Source organism: Burkholderia sp. YHN3-13 (assembly GCF_055810675.1).
This window is the reverse complement of the sequence record NZ_JBVVNQ010000061.1, coordinates 1-2157: the sequence shown is the minus strand read 5'-3', so window position 1 is coordinate 2157 and position 2157 is coordinate 1. Positions and strand designations below refer to the sequence as shown.

Annotated in this window: 2 protein-coding genes; both read left to right on the top strand. The window is 47.8% G+C overall.

Annotated elements, in window-relative coordinates; genetic code table 11:
• Nucleotides 1–111: transposase domain-containing protein (locus tag AC0KUR_RS37775; RefSeq protein WP_473377373.1), on the top strand; the 111-nt coding region annotated here is incomplete at its 5' end.
• A 938-nt stretch (nt 112–1049) separates the two neighbouring features.
• Complete coding sequence (locus AC0KUR_RS37770; RefSeq protein ID WP_473377374.1) at nt 1050–1916, top strand: hypothetical protein; 867 nt, start codon at nt 1050–1052, stop codon at nt 1914–1916.
• Nucleotides 1917–2157 lie beyond the last annotated feature (241 nt).

Below are 2157 nucleotides of genomic sequence, written 5' to 3'. Positions count from 1 at the left end.
TACGTGCTCGAGCGCATCGCCGACTATCCGGCTAACCGCGTCGACGAACTGCTCCCGTGGAACGTCGCATCATCGCTGCCGCCTACTGCTCGCGTCGAGCCCATCCGATAGCGTCGTAGAGCTCCGCGGTCAACAACCTGCACTACGGTACTGCTCGGGCGCTTACTAATCAAGTGCTGCTCCCCCACTGGTTTCCAAGCACTTCGATTCGGCTGCGCCTGGCTGCCCCTATAGGCCGGCGACACCGAAACCCTTGAAGCCAATGTTGATGTCATCCTTGAGGGGTTCGGGGCAGACTACCGATTCGCCTGTTGTTGAGCGTCAACAAATCAACAATATTCACATTATTTATTTTCAATCGCATTGCGACACCCAACCTGCTAAATTTCAATATATTGAATTTTAAGCGCCGGACCTGAGCATATCAAATTAATGCCTGTCAACCACAAAACGAGCAAACCATGAAAAAAATAGGATTATGTTCGAAGCATCTGGTCCTGACATGCATCCTACTTTGCGCGTTAACTTATATCCAATTCAGGCCACTCCTTATTGGATTATCTGCAATTGCGGCCACTCTTGTCATTGCCTTCTGGATTGCAACTTTGTTGCGACGCCGGCACAAGAGGTCTCGCATGCATTTATATTTTATTACATTGGTAATTTGCGGATTATGGTCGAGCTTTTTATTTGCAAATTTCAAATATTACCTAATTGATCTCGCACTCATCAAAATTCACGCACCCACATACGAAAATTGCAAAAATAACGGTGCAGTTACCGACTCTAAATTCAGCCTATCCGTATGCTCCGTTAACAATGAGTGGTGGCGCTTTGGGTTCACACGCGCTGTCGTGTACGACTCCAGCAACCAAATTCTAAGAGAACCAAAGAACCGCTCAAAAGCGTGGCGAGACGTAGCGCTCTCGCTTAATCGCCAGGCTCCATTTGGAATTGTCGGTTTCGAAGCAAGAAAATTGTCACAAAACTATTATGCCGTGACATTTTATGACACCCTCGAGGAAAATGTAACTTTCAAATAAGAAAAAATGTTGGATATTTTTTACGTGAAAAATCGGGCAGGCCAACTGATTCAAGCAACGTTTTTGTCTTATAACGGATCCTACGTTAACGATCCAAATAAATCCACCGCCCAAAACGCACCAATATATGACGTTGCCGGGAATAAAATTTCAAATGCAAATCCAAACGGATATTTGATTGTACCGGCAAATTACCGCATTGCCGATTCCCTTGCTTTTGCGAATCAGGTCGCGGGCGGACTTGCAAATACCGCAAATGATCAGGGAGCAACACTCGGCCTAAGCATGATGGTCGCTGCCTTCGTTCCAAATGGTTCCCAAGATCTCCAGAGAACGTATCCGGGTAGCACGGGCGTGAACCCAGATGATTTCGTATCCGCATTTACTAGTGCCGCCTCGTTCAATTTTGGATTGATCTCAACTGCCTCCGGAGTAGGAGAGACGACTGCACTACAAGGTGGCGGAGCATTAAACCTTTTCAATTCTCTATTTAACTCAAGAATTAATACCAGCGGACTAGATGGCAACAACCCGGCCAATGTATTATCAATTGATGCTGGATCGAATTTAGCCGCTCAAATCGGCGCATCTCAACCCGCCAACTCGACGACGGATATCGCGGCGTCTATAGCCTCACTTAGCGACCAGCTTTCACAAACGAGTGCAGCTTTAGCAATTGCTGTAGCAGCAACAAGCAGCAATCCTTCTGAGTCGGCACTAATCAAAGCCGCAGGTCAACTCACCATTAATGCAATGACTCAATCTATTCAAGCGATGGCGAGCTTCGGAAGCACACCTTCCGCAGCGTCAACAACGAGCATTATTCCGCCGCAAATCAGCGTGCCAGCCCCACTTATTGCCCCTGCGCTCTGAAGTTCGTGTAAATTACCGATCGACTGGCATAACGTTCCCCGAACGTGTGTCAGTCCCTTCTCTTCTGCTGTAAATTCTCATGACTTTGATCGGCTCCCAGCACCCTTACGCTGGTTTGACGGCCTTGTTGCGGATTTCGGTGATGGTGATCAGCCGTTTCGGCGAACGTGATCAGTTTGGAAGGTGGTGTTGCGCGGTCAATGGATTATAGCGAAGGTGATCACGATCAGGATGCGGAGGA